Annotated in this window: 22 protein-coding genes and 1 other RNA gene; 9 read left to right on the top strand and 14 right to left on the bottom strand. The window is 43.3% G+C overall.

Annotated features, from left to right (window positions below):
* The first annotated feature begins 86 nt into the window (after positions 1 to 86).
* The 4 genes from AC04MN_RS04455 to thrS all read left to right on the top strand — a co-directional run bounded on the left by AC04MN_RS04455 (position 87) and on the right by thrS (position 3,989).
* Positions 87 to 722 carry a hypothetical protein gene (locus tag AC04MN_RS04455; RefSeq protein ID WP_475381984.1) on the top strand — a complete coding sequence of 212 codons (636 nt, stop codon included), beginning with the start codon at positions 87 to 89 and terminating at the stop codon, positions 720 to 722.
* A gap of 12 nt (positions 723 to 734) precedes the next feature.
* Positions 735 to 2,054, top strand: coding sequence for a histidine--tRNA ligase (gene hisS / locus AC04MN_RS04450; protein WP_475381983.1), 1,320 nt, complete (start codon positions 735 to 737; stop codon positions 2,052 to 2,054).
* A gap of 1 nt (position 2,055) precedes the next feature.
* The gene (locus tag AC04MN_RS04445) at positions 2,056 to 2,532 is read left to right on the top strand and encodes a hypothetical protein (protein ID WP_475381982.1); all 477 of its coding nucleotides are present in this window, start codon (positions 2,056 to 2,058) and stop codon (positions 2,530 to 2,532) included.
* A 248-nt stretch (positions 2,533 to 2,780) separates the two neighbouring features.
* Complete coding sequence (thrS, locus tag AC04MN_RS04440; RefSeq protein WP_475381981.1) at positions 2,781 to 3,989, top strand: threonine--tRNA ligase; 1,209 nt, start codon at positions 2,781 to 2,783, stop codon at positions 3,987 to 3,989.
* Positions 3,990 to 4,036: 47 nt separating this feature from the next.
* Here the strand turns inward: thrS and AC04MN_RS04435 are convergent, their stop codons facing one another.
* From AC04MN_RS04435 to ffs, 9 genes are all read right to left on the bottom strand, one after another.
* Positions 4,037 to 4,687, bottom strand: a complete 651-nt coding sequence (locus AC04MN_RS04435; protein ID WP_475381980.1) for a hypothetical protein — start codon at positions 4,685 to 4,687, stop codon at positions 4,037 to 4,039.
* Between the two features lie 139 nt (positions 4,688 to 4,826).
* Complete coding sequence (locus AC04MN_RS04430; RefSeq protein WP_475381979.1) at positions 4,827 to 5,225, bottom strand: hypothetical protein; 399 nt, start codon at positions 5,223 to 5,225, stop codon at positions 4,827 to 4,829.
* A gap of 63 nt (positions 5,226 to 5,288) precedes the next feature.
* Complete coding sequence (locus AC04MN_RS04425; protein ID WP_475381978.1) at positions 5,289 to 5,882, bottom strand: 4'-phosphopantetheinyl transferase superfamily protein; 594 nt, start codon at positions 5,880 to 5,882, stop codon at positions 5,289 to 5,291.
* 23 nt (positions 5,883 to 5,905) lie between these two features.
* Positions 5,906 to 6,871, bottom strand: a complete 966-nt coding sequence (gene nadA, locus AC04MN_RS04420; protein ID WP_475381977.1) for a quinolinate synthase NadA — start codon at positions 6,869 to 6,871, stop codon at positions 5,906 to 5,908.
* A gap of 13 nt (positions 6,872 to 6,884) precedes the next feature.
* The gene (mglA, locus tag AC04MN_RS04415) at positions 6,885 to 7,478 is read right to left on the bottom strand and encodes a GTPase MglA (protein ID WP_475381976.1); all 594 of its coding nucleotides are present in this window, start codon (positions 7,476 to 7,478) and stop codon (positions 6,885 to 6,887) included.
* Positions 7,478 to 8,092 carry a recombination mediator RecR gene (gene recR, locus AC04MN_RS04410; RefSeq protein ID WP_475381975.1) on the bottom strand — a complete coding sequence of 205 codons (615 nt, stop codon included), beginning with the start codon at positions 8,090 to 8,092 and terminating at the stop codon, positions 7,478 to 7,480. Before recR ends, mglA begins: the two co-directional genes overlap by 1 nt.
* Before the next feature lie 8 nt (positions 8,093 to 8,100).
* Entirely contained in the window at positions 8,101 to 8,424 is a 324-nt protein-coding gene (locus AC04MN_RS04405) for a YbaB/EbfC family nucleoid-associated protein (protein ID WP_475381974.1), read from the bottom strand.
* Positions 8,425 to 8,426: 2 nt separating this feature from the next.
* Positions 8,427 to 10,217 (bottom strand): DNA polymerase III subunit gamma/tau, encoded by a 1,791-nt coding sequence (gene dnaX, locus AC04MN_RS04400; protein WP_475381973.1) that lies wholly within the window; start codon positions 10,215 to 10,217, stop codon positions 8,427 to 8,429.
* Between the two features lie 20 nt (positions 10,218 to 10,237).
* Positions 10,238 to 10,336: signal recognition particle sRNA small type (gene ffs / locus AC04MN_RS04395), an RNA gene on the bottom strand.
* 184 nt (positions 10,337 to 10,520) lie between these two features.
* Between ffs and AC04MN_RS04390 the strand changes: the two genes are divergently transcribed.
* On the top strand, positions 10,521 to 11,264 hold the full coding sequence (locus tag AC04MN_RS04390) for a hypothetical protein (protein ID WP_475381972.1): 744 nt from the start codon (positions 10,521 to 10,523) through the stop codon (positions 11,262 to 11,264).
* A 10-nt stretch (positions 11,265 to 11,274) separates the two neighbouring features.
* On the opposite strand, the gene AC04MN_RS04385 is transcribed toward AC04MN_RS04390, so the two are convergent.
* From AC04MN_RS04385 to AC04MN_RS04370, 4 genes are all read right to left on the bottom strand, one after another.
* Positions 11,275 to 11,706: a 2-thiouracil desulfurase family protein gene (locus AC04MN_RS04385; RefSeq protein ID WP_475381971.1), complete on the bottom strand. Its 432-nt coding sequence runs from the start codon at positions 11,704 to 11,706 to the stop codon at positions 11,275 to 11,277.
* 33 nt (positions 11,707 to 11,739) lie between these two features.
* Positions 11,740 to 12,174: a hypothetical protein gene (locus AC04MN_RS04380; protein WP_475381970.1), complete on the bottom strand. Its 435-nt coding sequence runs from the start codon at positions 12,172 to 12,174 to the stop codon at positions 11,740 to 11,742.
* A 55-nt stretch (positions 12,175 to 12,229) separates the two neighbouring features.
* The gene (locus AC04MN_RS04375; protein ID WP_475381969.1) at positions 12,230 to 13,456 is read right to left on the bottom strand and encodes an NADP-dependent isocitrate dehydrogenase; all 1,227 of its coding nucleotides are present in this window, start codon (positions 13,454 to 13,456) and stop codon (positions 12,230 to 12,232) included.
* Between the two features lie 122 nt (positions 13,457 to 13,578).
* Entirely contained in the window at positions 13,579 to 14,529 is a 951-nt protein-coding gene (locus tag AC04MN_RS04370; RefSeq protein WP_475381968.1) for a serine/threonine protein kinase, read from the bottom strand.
* Positions 14,530 to 14,574: 45 nt separating this feature from the next.
* On the opposite strand from AC04MN_RS04370, the gene AC04MN_RS04365 reads away from it, so the two are divergent.
* The gene (locus AC04MN_RS04365) at positions 14,575 to 15,357 is read left to right on the top strand and encodes a M48 family metallopeptidase (protein ID WP_475381967.1); all 783 of its coding nucleotides are present in this window, start codon (positions 14,575 to 14,577) and stop codon (positions 15,355 to 15,357) included.
* Here AC04MN_RS04365 and AC04MN_RS04360 read toward each other — a convergent pair.
* Positions 15,332 to 16,006: a phosphatase PAP2 family protein gene (locus AC04MN_RS04360; RefSeq protein ID WP_475381966.1), complete on the bottom strand. Its 675-nt coding sequence runs from the start codon at positions 16,004 to 16,006 to the stop codon at positions 15,332 to 15,334. The genes AC04MN_RS04365 and AC04MN_RS04360 overlap by 26 nt on opposite strands.
* A 143-nt stretch (positions 16,007 to 16,149) precedes the next feature.
* Between AC04MN_RS04360 and AC04MN_RS04355 the strand changes: the two genes are divergently transcribed.
* The 3 genes from AC04MN_RS04355 (at position 16,150) to AC04MN_RS04345 (ending at position 19,546) form a co-directional block, all read left to right on the top strand.
* Positions 16,150 to 17,103 carry a L,D-transpeptidase family protein gene (locus tag AC04MN_RS04355; RefSeq protein WP_475381965.1) on the top strand — a complete coding sequence of 318 codons (954 nt, stop codon included), beginning with the start codon at positions 16,150 to 16,152 and terminating at the stop codon, positions 17,101 to 17,103.
* Positions 17,104 to 17,247: 144 nt separating this feature from the next.
* Complete coding sequence (locus tag AC04MN_RS04350) at positions 17,248 to 18,552, top strand: hypothetical protein (RefSeq protein WP_475381964.1); 1,305 nt, start codon at positions 17,248 to 17,250, stop codon at positions 18,550 to 18,552.
* Between the two features lie 103 nt (positions 18,553 to 18,655).
* A complete protein-coding gene (locus tag AC04MN_RS04345) occupies positions 18,656 to 19,546 on the top strand; it encodes a hypothetical protein (RefSeq protein ID WP_475381963.1) in 891 nt (296 codons plus the stop codon).
* Positions 19,547 to 19,642 lie beyond the last annotated feature (96 nt).

The following is a 19,642-nucleotide window of genomic DNA, read 5'->3' as shown; positions in this document are numbered from 1 at the left end:
GCTATATAAGAATTTGAATAATGATTGTCCTCTGTTTAACTAAGTGAGATTTTAAGATCCTACCGGCTTGTTATTGAAAGGCATTTATGGAGCTTCTAGATTTAGTAAAAGTTGCGGACGAAAAACGAGATGTTAACTGGGAAAACCAATTTTTCGTTAAATTGACCGAAGGTAAAGTGAAGTTAATGTCACCAGATCCCCAAGAGGGGCCTGATAAATGGCCTTACCTAATGGTCGAGACAACCGCAGACTCTGAAGAGCCCGTTCAGAACATCATTCAGTGGTTAGCAACTAAGGGTATTGGCCTGGTTGTAAACCCAATGCGCTCTTATCCGGATTATGTATTTACCTATGGAATGCTTTGGCACTTTAAGGAAACTGGTTTGTTTTATAGAACTGCGGATCAGGCTCCAGTGGGAACTTTCGAGGTTTCCGAAGGGCAAGCCCTTCATGCTGGGGACGCGGCTCCATCTTACCTTCCCAAGTATGTTCGAAATATTTTAAAAGAATTTTTGCGTGATCAAGGTGTACTAAGTCCCCGGATACTAGTGATGAGCCAGGATCGCAAAAACTACGACTTGGCATTTTCGTTAGAGTCTTTAGGGAATCCTCCATCAAAAGAGCACGAAGGTATTGCAGAGGCTTTAAGTTGGTTTCTTCCACCACATTACACCATTGCGATTGTAAGCGAAAAGGGTCTACCTAAATTTTTTGATCTATAGGATAATTGGTCCATGAGTAAAATATCTGTACTGCCTCCATCTGGTTTTCGTGACTTCACTCCTGAAGAGTCGATAGCTCGTCATTTTCTAATCGAGAAAATTTCTGAAATTTATCGTAGCCATGGTTTTCAGCCCATTTCGATGTCCCTACTTGAAAATCTTCAGACTCTTGAAGGTAAAGGCGGTGGGGCTGGTAACGAAAAACTAATCTTCAAAGTCCTAAAGCGGGGTGAGGCTCTACAAAGGGCGATCGAAGCAGGTGGAGCCCAATTGGCAGATATGGGGATGCGATTTGATTTAACTCTTCCCTTGGCTAGATACTACTCGCGCTTTAAGCAACAACTTCCAAAGCCATTCAAAGTATTTCAAATTGGTCCTGTGTGGCGTGCTGATAGTCCCCAAAAGGGCCGTTATCGCGAATTCTATCAGTGCGATGTTGATATCTTAGGTGCAAAAGAAATTGGTGCGGAAGCCGACTGCATGACGGCGATTTTAAAAGTTTTTGAATCTTTGCAAATTGAAGGCGTCGAGCTTCATGTTAATGATCGTCGGCTTTTGTCGGCGCTGAAGGATGCGGACCTGTCTGCAGAACAATGGGCAGAAGCTTTAGTTACGCTGGATAAGCTGGATAAAGTGGAACGTCAGGGAGTTGAAGAAGAACTCGTTTCTAAGTTTGGAAAAGTACCTCAGGGGATTAGCCTTGTATTAGATTCGGCGTCTTTGGAAAAATTGAAATCCGTGGATGAAGAGTCTGCATCGTCGATAGAAAATTTGTTGGCCGTTTTAAAAGAGGCCATGCCCCATGTAAAGGTAGTTTTTAATCCATCGTTAGTTCGGGGGCAGGATTATTATACAGGAACTATTTTTGAACTACGTCATGCGAGTCTTTCAGGTTCTCTTGGTGGTGGTGGTCGTTACAATCGACTATTGGAAGTCTTTGGCGGCGAAGAGGTTCCAGCATTTGGCGGCAGCATCGGTTTTGAACGCTTGTTTTTATTATTGCAAGAGAGTGGCCGACTTAACCAAGACTCCCAATTTGCCCCACAGGTGTTTTTGCCTTTGTTTGATGCGAATTTGCGGGCTCCACTTATGAAGATTGCCACCGAGCTTCGTGCTAAAGGCTTGCGAGTGGACGTGTACCCCGATGCGGCCAAGCTTAAGAATCAATTTAAGTATGCTGATGATCGCAAAATTCCATTTACGGTTATTATCGGTGGGGATGAGCTAAATCAAAAGATTGTAAAATTGAAGTCCATGGCGGCTCGAACAGAAGAAGCTATTCCCATGGATCAGCTAGCAAGTCGGTTGTTGGAATTAGTGAAGGGTTCGTAAAATGAAATCAGTCTTAGCAGCTTTCTTTTTGGTTTTTTCTTTAATTGGATTTTCAGTCAGTTTTTCTTATGCTGAAAGTTTATCGAAAGCTGAATTGGAAAATCAATTCGAGGAAGCAGTTAAGATTGATGAATCAGTCGAGTGGATCATCTTCACCTCAGATAAAAAAGCTTCTGAAAATATTCGCAAGGTTTTAGAGGAGCTCAAGGCTACGGATCTTGCTAAGTTTAAAGGTATGTACGTTGCTGATATCTCTAAAATGCCTGCGATGATTTCAAAGATGTTTGCGATTCCAGCGATGCGTGACTATCCGTTCAAAGTTGTTTTGGATAAAGAAGGCACTGTTACAAAGTCTTGGCCACAAAAAGAAGGCCAAGCTGTATTTATGGAATTGAACAAGCTTGAAATCGTCAAATCACAGTTTGTAACCAGCGAATCTGAAATAAAAGCTATTCTTAAAGCTAAGCTGCAACCTTAGTTTTACTTATCGACTTCATAAAAACTATTAATTTTATTTATTGGGTATTCCGACGATATATTGAGTCTATGCTTATTGCCTCTTCGGACCTTATCTATTTGAATCATTCTACGACCACCCCATATGGGTCATCATAACTATTGCTCTGGTGTTCCGGGGCTTCAATCAGTTTTCAAATTTATATTTTTTAAATCAATGTGCTGCGATTTCATAAATTGATTTCGTAGAGTTACTTATTTGAGGTTTTTATGTCTCAGTTTTTAGATCATCGCCAATTGGCCGATGAAATGGATCTTATTGCCTTTAACGAACAAGTCGGGGCTGGTTTGCCCCTGTGGTTGCCTCGAGGGGCAGCCCTTAGGGATGCCTTGGAAGAATTTATGAAACGTCTAGAGTTTAAAGAGGGATATCAGCGCGTTTACAGTCCTCATGTTGCAAAGGCACAGATGTATCGTCAGTCAGGACATTTGGCGGCGTTTTCAGAAAATATGTTTCCTCCGATGAAGTGGCCCGAGGACGAAGGCGAATATTACCTTCGACCGATGAATTGTCCTCATCATCATAAAATTTTCTCTTCGAAACTTAGAAGCTATAAAGAGATGCCTTTGCGCTTATGTGAACATGGCCAAGTCTATCGTTATGAAAATAGTGGGTCACTGAAGGGGTTGTCGCGAGTTCGAGGTCTTTGCCAAAATGATGCTCATATTTACCTATCATCGAAGGAAGTGAAGTCTGAAGTTCGAAAGGTTATAAAGATGCATCTTCATTGTTACGAAGTTCTAGGTTTAAAGGGCTTTCGTTTTCGGCTTTCAAAGCACGATCCAAAATCTTCTCAAGATTTTCATGGGAAGCTTGAATCTTGGGTTATTGCAGAGAATATATTGCGAGAGCTTCTTCAGGAAATGAACTTAGAGTACTTCGAAGCCGAAGGAGAGGCCGCTTTCTATGGCCCGAAAATCGATGTTCAGATGAAAGTCAGTAATGGAAATGAAGAATCCATCGCCAGTGTGCAAATAGATTTTAACTCTGCTGAAAAATTTAATTTGTTTTTTATTAATGAAAATGGTCAGCAAGAAATTCCTTGGATTATCCATCGTGCACCATTGGGAAGTCATGAACGATTTGTAGCCATTTTATTGGAGTACTATCAAGGAAGATTGCCTTGGTGGTTGGCGCCAGTTCAAGTTTATTTTCTTCCAGTGAATGATTTAGTTGCTTCGGAGGTAGAGAATCTTAATTGGTCCCTAAGGCAGATAGGTTTACGAAGTGAGGTATGTCGTCAAGATGGGAGCCTTTCAAAAAAGATTCGATCTGCGCATTTATTGAGGCCATATTTTCAGATTGTCTACGGAAACGAAGAGGCGAAGTCTGGTTTTCTTCGCCTACAACAACATAAAAAAGACGATGTAATAGTTGCCATTGCAGAATTAGGGCCCTATTTATCTAAACTAATATAAAAAAAACCGCAGGTCGCAACCTGCGGTTTTTTCTTTTATGCTTAAGTTTATTTTTTCGATTGAAGATCTAGGATAATTTCAGAGGATTTAATTTGAGCATCGTGAAGTTTTTCCTTTGCAATGGCTAGTTGCTCTTTGGCTTTTACGAGCTTCATTTTTGAATTCAATGCATTGGTGTTTTTCAAACTTAGATTTTGAGTGATAGCTTGGAAGTTATAGTTTGTATTTAATTTGCATAGACGAATAGAGTCTTCTTTTGAATAAGGTCCTGCATAGGCTTTTAGGGCGCAGTTGGCAGTTTCCACTGTGGCTGCCCGATGTCCGCATAAGGTGAGGGACTCGCTTTTGGTGAAAGGACCAGAGTACGCCAAATTAGCGCAGTCTGCAGGCCCTGACGTGAGTGCATCTTTGCATAGATCAATGGATTCAGCTTTGTTAAAGGGACCTGCGTAGGCCTTCAGGGCGCATTCGGCCGGAGCGATTGACTGGGCACCCTGACAAAGAAGTTCTGACTCTTGTTTATTAAATGGGCCCGAGTAAGCTCTTTCTATGCAATCAATAGAGTCTCCATTATTTGCAGGTGGTGTCTGAGTCGGCTGGCAATAATAGCGAATTCCATTTAAGTCGGTATAAAATGGAGCTCCTTGTGATCGAGCCTGAATAGAAAAAAGAATAATGATTGTAGCGATAAGTTTCATGGTTCCCCTCGTGCTATTTGTTTGGCGTTCGAGGCAGCATTAAGCAATCATTATGCCACGATATTTGGGGCCATAAGGAAACCATAAAATAAAAAAAGCCGCAGGACCCAACCTGCGGCTTTCGGTGTGAAGTGACGGATTATTGTCCTTCTAGTTCACCCGGTACGGGTAATAGATCCGTTAAGCACTCACGCCAGTATTCCGGAGCATCATCACTATAATCTACAGCAATAAAGAATCCTTTTTTACCAGACAAGGTTGTGCGGGCAATTGTGCCCGAGATTTCTAAATTCATTTCTTCAAGATGGAAAAAAACTTTGTCTCCGATTAAACAATCCAAAGATAGATTTTTTCTTAAAGCCTGTGGGACTAAATCATTTCGGTCGATATGGATTAACAATCCTGTCGATGAAGCTTGAACAACAGATCCATTTTTTGCAATTTTTGTAAAATCGTCTAAAGCTGTTAGGTGCGACACCTGAAGGGGGGTGACCTCTTTCCTTGGAGCTGAACGACGTTTAGTTTTTGAAGTACCCATTACTGCAACTTCCTTTCAGTTAATCATGCGAACAATAAACTGATCGGAAGAACCAGACCAAAGTTAAGTAGAAAAAACAAAAATAGCTAAACTGTAGATATCGTTATGATAAAAAGCTCCTCGTCCTTGTGGGGCGCCAAAGTCTTCGCTATTTTTCAGCTCAAAAAGGAGCAGCCCATCTTGCGACTCTCTCCATCCGCCAATCTCTAATTGAGACAGCACTTCTGGTTGTTGATAAGAACGGAGAGCTTTAAAGGCGGCCTCTTTAGCGCACCATAAGGCCGAAGCCGAGGGTGCTCTTTGAAGCTCTTTTTCATTCGAGACTCGTGCTACAACTCGCGGTTGCACACGGTCTGACTTTTCTAGATCAATTCCCAATGGATTTTCACAAAAAGCGATCATGCCTTGGTGCATGCTATGAGACAGCGAGCAAAATTTTGCGCCTATTTGCACGGGGACTTGGTTTAAATCAAGGAGGGTTTCTTCTAATTTGCCAGAGCGTTCAGACGTGGAAGCGTGCTGTAACAGAAACCGACGCATCTCTATGCGGTGATCAGGATTGAGTGACCCCCATTCAGCTTTTTCAAAGACTCGCAAAGACTGATTATTCAGCGTATTGCGAAAGCTTCCTTGAACGGGGATGGTGATAATACTCAACAAAATACTCCGTGGATCAAAAATTACTGATCAAATTTTTCAGGCCAAGTGACTGCTTTGCCTGAAGTGATGTCCATCATGCGCTCCAATGATAACTTGGCCTTAAGGCGCAATTCTTCGGGTAGATTGACTTCTGGGGTGGCCGTCTCTAGGGCGCGTTTGATTTTTTCCATGTTATTCATCTTCATGTAGGGGCAGTTGTTGCAGCTGCAGCCATCATCAAGAACCGGAGCTTGAATCAAAGTTACATCGGGACGCAATTTTTGCATCTGATGGAAAATACCTGTTTCGGTAGCCACGATGAATTTTTTCGCAGGATTCTTTTCAACCTCTTCAAGCAAACGTGAAGTCGAACCAACAACCTGAGCAAATTGCAAAACACTCTGGTCACATTCAGGGTGAGCGATGACTACAGCATCAGGGTGATCCATGATCAAGGCATGAAGCTTTTTAGCGTTGAAGAGGACGTGAACTTGGCAAGAGCCTGGCCACAAAATAAATTCGCGATCTAATTTTTTAGACAACCAGCGACCCAAGTGCTGGTCAGGGCCAAACAAAATGCGGCGGTCTTTAGGAATGGATTCAATGATCTGTTGAGCATTCGAAGAAGTGACGATCACATCAGTGATGGATTTTACATCGGCTGAAGAATTGATGTAGCTTGCACAGATTGCATCGGGATACTGACGGCGCCAGTTTAGATAGTCTTGATAAGGAGCTCCATCGACCAGCGAGCAGCCGGCGCCAAGATCAGGAACCAATACTTTTTTAGTGGGATTAAGTATCTTCACGCTTTCGGCCATAAAGACGACGCCCGCAAGAAGGATAATATCCGCATCGACCTTTTGGCCCATCTTAGCCAAATAGAAACTGTCGCCTACGTAGTCGGCAACATCTTGGATGTCACCATCTTCATAGTAGTGGGCCAAGATGACAGCGTTCTTTTCTTTTTTCAGGCGTTGAATGTCGGCAGCAATATCGTATGACATGGGCAATCCTTTATTAGAAGGTATTGCCGCCTTTTAGTACATTTATGATGGATTTTGAAACTGTTTTTAAAGATTCAAAGACACCGCGTCCTTCGCTGGCAATGGCCTCGATCTCAGGAGCATTATAAGGGTTTAGAGCACTTCTAAGCTCGGCCATTGAGGCAACATTTGGGAGGTCGCGTTTGTTATACTGCATAATCAAGGGGATCTCGCGGATGTTATAGCCTTGCTGCTCTAGATTGCGTTCAAGGTTGCGCAGAGACTCGATATTTTCTTCCATACGCTCGACCTGAGAGTCTGCAACGAAGATCACTCCGTCCAAACCTTTTAAGATCAACTTTCTAGAGGCGTCATAAACGACCTGACCAGGAACAGTATAAAGGTGGAAGCGAGTTTGGAAACCGCGAATATCACCCACATTTAACGGTAAAAAGTCAAAAAAGAGAGTTCTTTCAATATCCGTGTTAAGGGCAACGAGTTTGGATTTTTGATCATCCGCAGTCTTTTGGTAGACCCATTGAATATTCGTTGTTTTTCCAGACAAGGAAGGACCGTAGTAGACCACTTTGCAGTGAATTTCCTTCGCATTGTAATTAATAAAGGACATTAAAGCTCCACTCTGTTTTCTAGGGCGCGACCCATCGTTCTATCATCTATGAAATCGATGTCGCTGCCAATAGGAACTCCATGGGCAATGCGAGAAAGTTTAACGCCTTTGCCTTGCAAATGCTTAGCAATGTACAAAATCGTGGTGTCGCCCTCAAGGTCCGCATCCAAAGCAAGGATGACTTCCTTAATTTGGGGGCCAGTGCCCTTGATACCATCTTCGATTTTATTTAAGAGCTCTTGGATTTTTAGGTCTTTAGGGCCAATGCCCTCGAGTGGGGAAATAGATCCGTGCAAAACATGATAGCGGCCACGGAAAGCCCCAGAGCTTTCGATGCGCATGATGTCTGCAGGTTCCTCCACTACGCAAACAGATTCGCTATTGCGATGAGCGTCCTCACAATAGCGACAGATATCACGATCCGTGTAATTGAAACACTCGGGACACTGATGAATCTCGGCCTTCACGCGCAAAAGAGCCTCACTCAATCTTTCAGAGTAATTATCCTCAGTGCGTAGGACGTGATAAGCCAAACGCTGGGCAGTTTTAGGGCCGATCCCAGGCAGACGACTTAATTCGTGAACAAGTTTTTCAAGAACAGGGATGTTTAACATAATCTCTCTTAGAACATTCCTGGAATGTTTAAGCCGCCAGTTACTTTTTCCATTTCTTTTGCGCTGACTTCACGAGCTTTTTTAACAGCTTCGTTTGTTGCAGACATGATCATGTCTTGAAGCATTTCAGCGTCGCCCGCTTTCAAAACTTCAGGATCGATTGTGATATTTAAGATCATGTGGTCGCCATTGATTTTTACTTTAACTGCGCCGCCGCCAGAAGTTGCTTCGTACTCTGCTTTTGCTAAATCTTCTTGAGCCTTTTTCATGCGTGCTTGCATTTGATTGGCTTGTTTCATGAGTTGCGCCATTCCGCCTGGAAGACCCTTCATAATTAACTCCTTCTGATTTCTGTCACTGCTTTAATTTGTCCCTTGAAGGCCTCAGTGGCGGCCTTAACAAGTGGGTGGGACTCTATCGATGTTCGAAGTTCGCTTTCAGCTTGTTGGTGTTTTTGTTGAACCAAAGCTTGGGCAGAAGCACCGACGTTTTCACGTCCCGTTGATACTTCAAAAGAATAGCCATCTGCCCAGTAGGAATCAATAAAACCTTGTAGCTTTTTGCGCACCTGCGCGTCGGCCATCTGTTCTTTTAAGAAAACCAATTTTGGGGGGACACCTAGGTGTAAAACCTTGCCATCCTCTTTTACAAAAAGCAGATTTTCGACTTTTGCTGCAAAAAGGGCGTCATCGTTCCGAATCAGCTCTACAAAATGCACCCAGCGATCCGCAGGGGTTGCTCCTTCAGCCTTTGAAGCTTTAGTTGGGGCCGGCGCAGGCCGGGTTGCTGGCGCTGCGGGCTTTGTTGCCGGCTTCGAGTCCATAGCGGCTTTCATTGCTTTAAGTCCGTCAGGAACTTCGGGAAGTTTTTGCGCTTCAACAAGTCGATTGTGGCCGGGAGCCGTTTTTTGAGGAAGCGCTACCGGTGGGACGTAGCCCGAGGGGCTGGTGTTCGTGGGCCTGGCACCACCTGCCTGAGCGGCATCGGGAGCCCCACTGAACCCTGACTTCAACAAAGTTTGAAGATCAACAATTTTCGGTGCGGCCGCCATTCGAAGCATCACAACTTCTAGAACAATGCGTGGGTCTTGAGCTCGAGTAATATCTCCGGCGCCTTTAAGGGCCATATCGAAAAGGAAATGGATATCCTCTTCCGGTAAGCGCGAACTCAATTCACGAAGTGCTTGAAGTTCAGAATCAGGAATATCTAACAAAGAATTGGTTTCGGATTCGGAAACTTTCACTAAAAGTAAGTTGCGAATCGATTCAAGAAGCTCTTGGGCAAACAAAGAGGGCTCGGTGCCTGCAGAAGCCAGGCGCGATAGAACTTGAAGAATATCTTGAGAGTTCCGAGCAATCAAAGCGTTCAAAGTATCAAGCAAAAGAGCACGATCAGTAAGGCCTAAAATCTCGACGACATTTTCTTTTGTTAAAGGTCCATTAGCAAAAGTGATCACCTGATCAAGCAAAGACTGTGAGTCCCGCATAGAGCCGTCACCCTGACGAGCAATAACCCACAAAGCATCTTCATTCGCTTGAACATTGTCGCGTTCGCAGATCAGGCGAAGTCTTTCGGTGATTTGTTTTGTTGAAATGCGACGGAAGTCAAAGCGTTGGCAACGTGACAAAATCGTTTGTGGGATTTTGTGAGCTTCGGTGGTGGCCATGATGAAGATGACATGCGAAGGCGGCTCTTCCAGAGTCTTTAACAAAGCATTGAAGGCACTTGTGGAAAGCATATGCACTTCGTCGATAATATAAACTTTGTAAGATCCTGAAGAGGGCATAAAGGCCACAGTGTCGCGAAGCTCACGAATGGCATCGACACCATTGTTGGAAGCTCCATCGATTTCGATGACGTCAACGGATGATGAGGTCGCAATTTCCAAACAAGAGCTGCAAGTTCCACAAGGGACAAAGTCTTTTGCGTTGGGACAGCGAAGGGCTTTAGCAAGAATACGTGCCGAAGAGGTTTTTCCAGTTCCACGAGGACCTGTGAACAGCAATGCATGAGGAAGACGCCCATTTTTCAAGGCGTTGATCAGTGTCTGAGAAATGTGGTTTTGGCCAACAAGTTCAGAGAAAGATTGGGGGCGCCATTTGCGCGCAATCACCTGATACGACAAAATTACTCCCTCAATAAGAAAAGTGCCGGGCACCCCATATCACATGCCCTCCGTACTACCGTTGCTTCCTTCCGGACCTAGCGGGGTTCGTCAGAGAAAACATTGTATGGGACCCGGCACGAATGGGTCTATCCTAAACCCCCCTCCGATACACGGCTTAATGCGCAGCAGAAAGGGGTCAGGTGTTTTTTTCTAACCGGGGGGCGTTATGAAAAAACTAAGTCTTTATCGAAAGCAGATGAAGGCCTTGCATTTTGGACTCGAAGAAGTCAGTGTTTGTTTAATATTATCAGGAACTTATATATGACTATCAAAACCTATGTATTGGCGTTTTTCTTTGTTTTACAACCACTGGCTTTATTTGCCCAGCAGACCCCCGAGGAATCGAAGCCTAGCGTGGTCGATCAAGCCAAGCAAGGTGCCCAAGATTTTATCGATGAAGCGAAGAAAATCACTGAAGAGTCGAAGCTGCGTCGGGCGCAAACGCCGTATACAATTTTGGCAAATTATTCGTCGATCGATCTTCTGATCCCCGGCAAAATCGGTGCAACTTTTTCGTTAAACTCAGGTTCGGAATTCACTCACGAGGTTGAATATCTGCGGGGAAAATTAGAGGTTCCATCTTTCATAGCGGATATTGGTAAATATGAAGATAAAAGAATTTCGTATATACGAAGATCGTTTGCTGATCGTAATACCTTCAATTGGTTTTGGGGAGTTTCCTATTTTCAAAGTAAAATCACTTTGGGGGATGATATCTTAAGTCGTCTTTCAGGGGGGAATTACTCTGCCGTTGAGGTCTTAGATATTCAATCTCTGGGTTTTAATATCGGACTAGGAAATCGTTGGCAGGTTGAAAAAAATATCACTATCGGAGTTGATTGGTTTGTATGGTCGCAGCCATTATTTAATATTAAAAAATCAACTCCATTTATCGACCAAGCTACCAACCAAAATGATATCGACGATGCGAAGAAAGCTATCAATTTTGCAAATTATCTTCCGCGATTAACGATCTTAAAGCTACAAGTCGGGGCCTCTTTTTAAATCTAAACATTTAATCGACGGAGTGAATTTTCACTCCGTTTTTTTTAAGAATTTCAGTTAAAACGCCATCGCCATCGACAAGTTGTCCTTTAAACTGGCCATCGTAAATTTTATTGCATCCGCACATGGGGGATTTTGATTTAAGATAGGCCTCGTCGATGCCGTGGGCAGATGCGATTTCGGCAGCTTCTGTTGCGCCTTTTTGATATGCCGACGTGACGTCGACTCCTTGATTGGTGATCACTTTATCGCCTTGGCGCTCTGCTGGTGGGCGAGGGGTGGGGAGTCCACCCATCTCTTCGGGGCAAACGGGAACCGTGCGGCCTTCGGCGTGAAGTTTCATCATTTCTTCGCGCTGTTGATGTTTGCCATCGTAGCGACACGGGCGTCCAATGAGACAAGCAGAGACTAAAACTTTTTTATTTGAATTTGTATCTGCCATCATGCTCTCCAAGGATTAACAAAGGATCTAGTATCAATTTACTTTCTTTTTAGCTTCAATGAAAAGAGTTTGATCTTTAATTTTTAAAAAGAATGAATCGCCGTTTGAGGACTCAAAAAACATTTCATATTGGGACTGAACAGGAGTATCGAAAGCTAAAACTGCTAGGACTTGGCGGTTGCCAAATCGAATTGCCGGAGAGGGAAAAACCGTAAAAGTACAAGAGGCCGCCTCACCATTTCTGCCACAGACAAATCTAGCTTGCTTATCTTCACTTTCCCATTGGTTTTTGTTTCCCCAACTTAAAGCATTCATAAAATCGTGAAGACGAGAGTTGGATCCGCGCTCATTGATTAAAACGCTGGTTTTTGCAGGTGTAAAAAAGACGGCGACCGAGTCCGAAGCCGCCGAAGAGTTTGAACTCCACATAATGGAAGCTAAAATAAAAAAGTGAAAAAATTGTTTCATAGAATTCTCCAAAAAAAAGAGCTCTCTATTCGAGAGCTCTTTGATTTTTTGCTGATTACTTCGTCAGAGCTATCTTTAAGTTCTTATCTAGAAGCTCAAGGAATGGCTCGGTGTTCATGAACTTATCTGCAGGAACTTTGTCCCCGTAGATGCAGACCGCAAGGTCTTTTGTCATGTGACCGGCTTCAACTGTTTCGATACAAACTTTTTCCAAAGTTTGAGCGAAGTTGACAAGCTCTTTGTTGCCATCAAGGTTACCACGGTGCTCAAGACCACGAGTCCATGCAAAGATAGACGCGATTGGGTTTGTAGATGTTGGTTTACCTTGTTGGTGTTGACGGTAGTGACGAGTCACAGTTCCGTGAGCAGCTTCAGCTTCCATTGTTTTACCATCTGGAGTGATCAAAACAGAAGTCATCAAGCCCAATGAACCGAAACCTTGTGCAACAGTGTCTGATTGAACGTCGCCATCGTAGTTCTTACATGCCCAGATGAAATTTCCATTCCATTTCAAAGCTGATGCAACCATGTCATCGATCAAGCGGTGTTCGTAAGTGATACCAGCGGCATCAAACTTCGCTTTGAATTCAGTTTGGTAAAGCTCTTCGAAGATATCTTTGAAGCGTCCATCGTACTTCTTCAAGATGGTGTTTTTAGAAGAGAAGTACAAAGGCCATTTCTTAGTCAAAGCCATGTTGAAGCATGAACGTGCAAAACCTTTGATAGACTCATCAGTGTTGTACATTGCCATTGCAACGCCATCGCCTTTGAAGTTGTAAACTTCGTGAGAGATCGTTTGACCGTCTTCGCCTTGGAAAGTGATAGTCAATTTACCTTTGCCTTTAGTGACAAAGTCAGTCGCGCGGTATTGGTCACCAAAAGCGTGACGACCGATACAGATTGGAGCTGTCCAGTTAGGAACCAAGCGAGGTACGTTTTTGCAAATGATTGGTTCGCGGAAAACAGTACCATCAAGGATGTTGCGGATAGTTCCGTTTGGAGACTTCCACATTTGTTTCAAGTTGAATTCTTTAACACGAGCTTCGTCAGGAGTGATTGTCGCGCACTTGATACCAACGTTGTACTTTTTGATAGCTTCAGCGGCATCAACAGTGACTTGGTCGTTTGTAGCATCACGATGCTCCATGCCCAAATCGTAGTACTTAATATCGATGTCTAGGTAAGGAAGGATAAGTTTATCTTTAATGAACTTCCAAATAATTCTTGTCATCTCATCGCCGTCAAGCTCGACGACGGGATTTGCAACTTTGATTTTATTCATGTTGTCTCCTGTTGGTTAATTTTATCAACGCAAAGACTATATTAAGCTAGATCCGAGCTGTCGACGGGCAAATGCCACTAATGCGCGGGGCTAAATGGAGGTTCGATCTGAATCAGGTGGACCTAGACTGTCCAGGCGATTCTTTCTAAGGCTTCGACCTCTTCGGCCCAGTATCGGTAGGTGTTAAATTCTGGGAATATTCTTGGAAAGCTTGGATCTTCCCAGCGCTTTGCAATCCACCCAGCGTACGAGATAATCCTTTGTCCACGTAAAAGGGGAACCCAATCAAATTGATGCCATGGAAACTCTCGGAGCTCTTCGTATCCCGAAAGGATCAGATCCCTTTCTTCACTAAAGCTGTCATTGTCTCCTGAAAACAACATCCAAAAGTCTTGAACCACAGGTCCGTTGGCGCAATCATCAAAATCGACCAAGAAGAACTCTTTACCGTTGTGTAGCAGATTTCCTTTATGGCAATCCCCATGAATGCGAATAAATTCCGAGGGATTCACGACTTCATCGACTTTGCGTAAAATGGTTTCAGCAGCCTGCAGATAGCGATTACGTAGTTCGGGAGTGATCCACTCTGCTAAAAAATCCAAAGTATCCCAACCACCATAGTACGAAGTGTCCATCACGGGTCGATATTCAGCGGGATGTTGGGCCCCGATATTGTGAACTCGAGCCAATAGTCTACCAACTTGTTTCAACTGATCGCCCAGAAACTCCTGAGGCATACGGCCGCGCATTTTGGGAAAATAAGCTACATTCATGCCGTCAACGATGGACACGGTCATTTCATTGGGAAGAATAAGTGGAGCGATGGCCTCGATGTCCTCGGATTTAAGCTCCCACAAGAATTCATGTTCATCCATGATGGCTTCAGTGGACCAGCGTTGAGGGCGATAGTATTTGGCAATAACAGCTTCTTGCCCTTCAAGGCGGATGTCAAAGACCCGGTTTTCGTAAGAATTCAACTGATAGAATTCCCCCGTTGTTTGAAAGCCACAGGCCTCGGCGGCCTTTAAGACCGTGTCGGGATGCAAATTATAGAAAGAGGCGTGTTGCTGCATACCTCCTTTTTTGACAGAAAATTCTTTCTGAGTCATTCTTATTGCGTGAGCGAAACTATAAAAGTCGAAAAATTTTTGTTTTACACATGGCCAGTCGAGTTGCATCGAAAGGCTTTTCGTCGTTCTGTATCTGTTTCGCTTTATCCTCATCGCCCAATTAAGGTGCTGGCGCCGAAACTTTTGCCTAACAAGGCCATCATGGATTTTTTGCTAGCAAAAAAAGACTGGATTGAAAAAAACATGCAGAAGTTCGATGAGCTGCATGGAGAACATTTAAATAAAACCCTAAAACATAACGAAAGTTTTGCCTTTAAAGGCCAAGACTTAAAATTCCGTGCGGTGATTACTTTAAATAAAAAAGCATTTGTTTCGGTAGCAGAGGCAGAAATTCTATACCATATCCCCAGAAATGAATGGAGCGCGGACGTTAAATATCAAGAGCACCCCGAAGCTCTTAAAGAAATGCGTCACTTTTATAAACGTGAAGCTATAAAGTATTTATCCGAGCGTTTTACTTTTTGGGCATTGCAAATGCAGCTTCAACCGCAGCAGTTAAAATTTCGCGAGCAAAAGACCCGTTGGGGAAGCTGTAGTAGTCGTGGAATCATCAACTTAAATTGGCGACTGATTTGTTTTTCCCCGCAAATTATTGATTACGTAATTGTTCACGAGCTGGCCCACATGCGCCATATGAATCACTCTCCAAGGTTCTGGGCCGAGGTTGAAAAATATATTCCGGAATATGCAAAATATGTGAGGCAGCTTAAAGAGCAGCAATTTAAATGCGAATTTTTAAGTGAATCTAAGATGGGAAATCTAGCTCTTTAAGTCCAATCTTCTTTTTGCGCAGCCAATACAAAGTCAAAGTCGCGCCAAGCCATCCTGTAAATGCGCCCATGATTGTATCACTAAGAAAATGATCGTGAACCATTACGCGGCTAAAACAGATCAGCAGTGCAAAGCTGTACCACAGCCATTTCCATCTTGGGAAAGCGACGGCGAAAAAAGTAGCAGCTGTAAACATCACCTGGGAATGCCCCGAGGGCATTGATTGAAATTTCCAATTAAAATTGAAAGAGTCAAACATGAACGGATAGAAGTCAGGAGTTTGATGAGGTCTTGCACGGCCAATAATGTTTTTAAAAATATGGACGATAATTCCTGAAACGATAAGGCCAACAAGAAAGTTAAGACTCCACCGTCTGAAGAAGTCGGCCTTCAGCTTGGCTGTGGTCAAAGAATCTTGAGTCACGGGACCTTTCTTTAAAATCCACCAGCAGCAAATCCACACCGCTAAGGAAATAATGAAATAGTTTTCAGCAAGGCCAATATCCGTAATTATTTTACCAAAGGACTTCAAAGACTGATTTTCATCAAGATTAAAAAAATGCGCTAAACGTTGATCAAGAAAGAACATTGAAAGTGCGGCAGCTATAAGGCACGGGGTAAGTCTTTTAAATATCGACGAAATAAGCATGAAATGAATATGCCTTTGTAAAAACGACCTGTCTACAAATTATACATTCCTTGGGAATTTACAATCTACCGTCTAAGTTAACGGCGTCTAAGCGGACCTATGATATACCCGTCCCGTTTATTCAAATAAATAGGAGTTTTGATATGAAAAAAATGGGATATCTTGTGGGTTCATTGACCCTGGCAGGAACAATTTTAGCTGGATCGGTTTCTAAAGCAGCGTCTGACTATTTTGATGGAAGTTATGGGCAACAAAATCCTGCAAGTTCTTTCTTGGGTTCTGCTCAGGCAGCTGAAATCATCCCGCCTCGTCCTACTGAATATAATGTCAGTTTTGATGAATTGGACTTTGATGCTAAACCTTGGATTAAAGACTTTAAATTCGTAGTAGTTGTAAACCGTGCAGAGCGTGGATCCGACTCTCAGACTATCCGTGTTTACCGCGAAGGAAAGTTGATCACTTCTTCGGATGTTCAACGTTATCTTCAAGATGTAAATCGCTATGAAACAGATGTGAAAGCTTTAGAGGAAAGATCTAACCGTATTTCAGAACTTCCATCTTTAACTAAGAATGGATCTGATACTGTGTTTAAAGTCTCTACTGGTAGAAATCAGTTCGAGAAAAAGGGTGAAAACCACTCTCAGAAAGACAGCTGGACGACAACTCCAACTGGCTATTACACGATTCAATACACAGCGAAGAAACATAAGTCTGAAGCCTATTCTGCAAAAATGTGTGATAGCATCTTCGGAAAAGTGCTGGGCTTTATCACTCAAAAAGAGATGTGTACAAATATCGAGTACGTGATGTTCTTCAATGGCGGTATTGCACTTCATAAAGCGATTCCTGGAACTGAAGAAAAGCTAGGTCGTAAAGCTTCTGGTGGTTGCGTGCGCTTGCCAGCTGCTTTAGCAGAATACCTATATAGATACGCTGGTTCTGATAAGGGTTATAAAGCGGTTCCTGTGGTTAATCCTGATGGAACGGCAAAAACAGATGCTGATGGCAATGTTGTATATTCAGAAACGACAAATTCAGTGTGGGGATCAACACAAGCTTGGTCAACGTTGGTGATCGTACAGGATCAAGTTAAATAAGTGCGCCAAACTGTTGTACAGCCCTGTAAATGTTTCCTAAACAACATTTGAAAACGGGCTGTATTGCAATACAGGGGAATTGAACGGTGACGAATCTTGGCTCGCGACTTGCTAATTGTTCGCACTGAAATCTTGGAGGTTTAAATGTTCGCGTTAGATAAAAGATCATTATTATTGGCCGCTGCTGTGATTGCCTCTTTATCACTTTCAGCTTGTGGCAAAAAGAAGCAGGTTGGAAATCCATCGGCTCCTCAGACGAATGAATTAAAGAAAGAAGTTGTTCAAGGGGATATGGAAGGTGGACTTCCGGCTCCTAATGATGAATCTTCGGCGGGTGGCTCTGGAACTCTTCCGCCAGCTCCGACTCCAGATAAAGTGCCAAGCATTCCTTCAGGCACTCCTCCGAAGGTTTCTGAAACGAAGCCTGTGAAAGATGCCGAGTTGAATCCAATTCCGCAAGATTATGAAAGCGATGATGCGAAGAACGTAACTCGTGATAATCTTACGAAGCGTTTGACGGGTGGAAAAACTTCCGATGGTCTTCTTTATACTGGTACTTCAACAGACGGTATCCTTGCTTGGTTGCGCGCTAGAAATGAAAAAGTAGGATGGGAAACTCGTCGCTTGAATTTCGCCGCGGCAGCATCCGTAAGATCTGCAAAGCTTTCTGTGGATTCTTTGTCTGGTGAGGCTATTATTGCTCTGAAAATTGATGAAGCAGGCAGTGCAAAAACTTATGTATTAGCTGGGGCGATGTCTTCGGGTTCAGCAAATCAACTTCAGTTGGTTCGCGCCGGTGCCGGCGAGACGACGACGGGAACTCAAGCGGTTGCAGCTACTTTGAAATGTTTAGATCTTGATGGTCAGTGTGAGAACTCTTATCTTCGAGTTAAAGTTGGTGGCAATGGGACTCCTAGTGCAATTATCAATGTGATCTTTAGACAATCTGCTGCAGATGCTTATTTCCATTTACCAGGAGAGTATACTGATAGCGCAGAGTATGCGGATATCCGTGAGATGATTATCAACTCTATCAAACGTATTAATTCTGATAACAGAATTTCTGCGATCAAAATGAATTCTTGGGAAGTTGTAAACGGACGCGCGGGCGTGAATGTTTATATCCAAAGCCGTAATAAAGAGCTTTTAGGTTTCTCGGGTGCATTGTTGGCTCCAGAGGCTGGCACTGCGGTGAATGTGGCTCTTTCAAGAATTGGCGTTGAAGCTAATGATTCTTTGGATCTGCTAGCATTAAATCAGTGGAAGTTGAATTATCAGAATTCGATCGCTGAAGCTAAGTTGATTAATAATAACGGTTTAGGTCAAATTCGCTTGGCTTTGAAAATGAGAAAGCGTGGAGCTATAGGTGGCGAGCAGTTTGCGATCACTATAATGCGTAAGATCAAACCAATCGTTGATTTGAATGAATCAAGTTTAGATATCAAATAGTCAGTTTTGTTACTCTGAGGTCACTTTTTGACCCCAAAATCGAACGGCATGGCAGTTGCTTTTGTAAAGCTCTGCCATTTTTTTTGTTCAAAAGGGGGACAAAATGACTCTAGTTAAATCGCTTTTAGCATCTGTGATTGTGCTTTCAAGTGCCGTAGCATCGGCCTATATCGTACCTGGGGATCGTCACGGCGGGGGCGTTCGTCCTTCTCCGCAACCATATCCACAGCCGTATCCTCAACCTTATCCAGAAAGTCCGTACCCAGATAATCCATATCCAGGTTATCCGCCGTCAGAGCCTGACTATGGCAACTCTGATCAAAAGACTGTTTACATCAATCGCCGAGTAGTTAATGAAACTTTGCCGTTACGTCAGTTGTTGGGGCTTGAGCGTCAGTATGAAGGTTATGTTGTTGAATCAGTGACTGTGGACGTTAGAAGCTCGGATTACAATTCTCAGATGGAGTTGTTGGTGAATGGCTACGCAGTTGATACGACTTATTCTCCAAATGGTTTGATTGGTTTATTTCCGCAGCAGGGGTCTGTTTTAGGTCGAGATATTTCTACTTTAAGACTTCGTGTGTCGGGTTTAGTTTATATTGAAAGCATCACTGTGCATTTGCGTGAAGGCCGTGGTGGTGGTGGTCATGGTGGCGGTGTTGGTCGCGATGTTGTTGTACCAATTAACCTATATCAAAACCTTGGATACAATGGCCGAGTCGATTTAACCAATTATATTGATATGAATCGCTATCGTGGTCTGCGCGTTGTTGCGATTGAAATCGAAGCGAACGCTCGTTATAGCTCTGCATTGATCAATATAACGATTAACAGTTTCAATCAGGGGCCTGCGATTAATTTGTCTCCGTACAGACAAGTTTACTCGGTATTTCCAACTGGAAATAACGTTCTGGGTTACGGCGCAGATAGTATCGTTCTTTACACCAGCGGAGAGCAAACAATCCACGGTGTAACGTTGAGACTGTCTAGATAGTCGATTTAAACATAAGATTTAAATTGCCATGATCTTTGTTGATATTTGGCAGATTGAAAAGAGAGGCTATCGGGGTCTCTCTTTTCTTTTTTTGTT

Source organism: Bdellovibrio sp. ZFWA1 (genome assembly GCF_056175665.1).
This window is presented reverse-complemented; position numbering and strand designations above follow the sequence as displayed.

Excerpts from the sequence above, each read along its gene's own strand:
- nadA (WP_475381977.1), bottom strand. The coding sequence starts at position 6,871 with ATGTCATACGATATTGCTGCCGACATTCAACGCCTGAAAAAAGAAAAG.
- AC04MN_RS04390 (WP_475381972.1), top strand. The coding sequence starts at position 10,521 with ATGACTATCAAAACCTATGTATTGGCGTTTTTCTTTGTTTTACAACCA.
- mglA (WP_475381976.1), bottom strand. The coding sequence starts at position 7,478 with ATGTCCTTTATTAATTACAATGCGAAGGAAATTCACTGCAAAGTGGTC.
- AC04MN_RS04435 (WP_475381980.1), bottom strand. The coding sequence starts at position 4,687 with ATGAAACTTATCGCTACAATCATTATTCTTTTTTCTATTCAGGCTCGA.
- AC04MN_RS04370 (WP_475381968.1), bottom strand. The coding sequence starts at position 14,529 with ATGCAGCAACACGCCTCTTTCTATAATTTGCATCCCGACACGGTCTTA.
- AC04MN_RS04355 (WP_475381965.1), top strand. The coding sequence starts at position 16,150 with ATGAAAAAAATGGGATATCTTGTGGGTTCATTGACCCTGGCAGGAACA.
- recR (WP_475381975.1), bottom strand. The coding sequence starts at position 8,092 with ATGTTAAACATCCCTGTTCTTGAAAAACTTGTTCACGAATTAAGTCGT.
- AC04MN_RS04380 (WP_475381970.1), bottom strand. The coding sequence starts at position 12,174 with ATGAAACAATTTTTTCACTTTTTTATTTTAGCTTCCATTATGTGGAGT.
- AC04MN_RS04360 (WP_475381966.1), bottom strand. The coding sequence starts at position 16,006 with ATGCTTATTTCGTCGATATTTAAAAGACTTACCCCGTGCCTTATAGCT.
- AC04MN_RS04445 (WP_475381982.1), top strand. The coding sequence starts at position 2,056 with ATGAAATCAGTCTTAGCAGCTTTCTTTTTGGTTTTTTCTTTAATTGGA.
- thrS (WP_475381981.1), top strand. The coding sequence starts at position 2,781 with ATGTCTCAGTTTTTAGATCATCGCCAATTGGCCGATGAAATGGATCTT.
- hisS (WP_475381983.1), top strand. The coding sequence starts at position 735 with ATGAGTAAAATATCTGTACTGCCTCCATCTGGTTTTCGTGACTTCACT.
- AC04MN_RS04455 (WP_475381984.1), top strand. The coding sequence starts at position 87 with ATGGAGCTTCTAGATTTAGTAAAAGTTGCGGACGAAAAACGAGATGTT.
- AC04MN_RS04345 (WP_475381963.1), top strand. The coding sequence starts at position 18,656 with ATGACTCTAGTTAAATCGCTTTTAGCATCTGTGATTGTGCTTTCAAGT.
- AC04MN_RS04375 (WP_475381969.1), bottom strand. The coding sequence starts at position 13,456 with ATGAATAAAATCAAAGTTGCAAATCCCGTCGTCGAGCTTGACGGCGAT.
- AC04MN_RS04385 (WP_475381971.1), bottom strand. The coding sequence starts at position 11,706 with ATGGCAGATACAAATTCAAATAAAAAAGTTTTAGTCTCTGCTTGTCTC.
- AC04MN_RS04350 (WP_475381964.1), top strand. The coding sequence starts at position 17,248 with ATGTTCGCGTTAGATAAAAGATCATTATTATTGGCCGCTGCTGTGATT.
- AC04MN_RS04430 (WP_475381979.1), bottom strand. The coding sequence starts at position 5,225 with ATGGGTACTTCAAAAACTAAACGTCGTTCAGCTCCAAGGAAAGAGGTC.
- AC04MN_RS04405 (WP_475381974.1), bottom strand. The coding sequence starts at position 8,424 with ATGAAGGGTCTTCCAGGCGGAATGGCGCAACTCATGAAACAAGCCAAT.